This is a genomic window from Streptococcus oralis, from assembly GCF_001578705.1.
GTDB lineage: Bacteria > Bacillota > Bacilli > Lactobacillales > Streptococcaceae > Streptococcus > Streptococcus oralis_J.
In genome coordinates this window covers 1-226 of record NZ_KQ969060.1, presented here as the reverse complement: position 1 = coordinate 226, position 226 = coordinate 1, and the positions used below count along the sequence as shown (strand labels likewise).

Sequence of the window (226 nt, the reverse complement as noted above, 5' to 3'; positions counted from 1 at the left end):
GCTAGTTTTACTAGATAATTCTTTGTGAATAAGATGTGAAATAAAGTGTGAATATGTTAGAATAGAAGAATGAAAATAAAAATTGTAACAGTTGGAAAACTGAAGGAAAAATATCTTAAAGATGGCATTGCTGAATATAGTAAACGTATATCTCGTTTTGCCACTGTAGAAATCATTGAGTTAGCTGATGAAAAAACTCCAGATAAGGCAAGTGAGTCAGAAAATT

General features: G+C 29.6%; 1 protein-coding gene. It reads left to right on the top strand.

Annotated features, from left to right (window positions below):
• Window positions 1–69 precede the first annotated feature (69 nt).
• The coding region (locus SORDD05_RS09730; protein WP_196757210.1) for a 23S rRNA (pseudouridine(1915)-N(3))-methyltransferase RlmH at window positions 70–226 on the top strand (157 nt) is incomplete at its 3' end.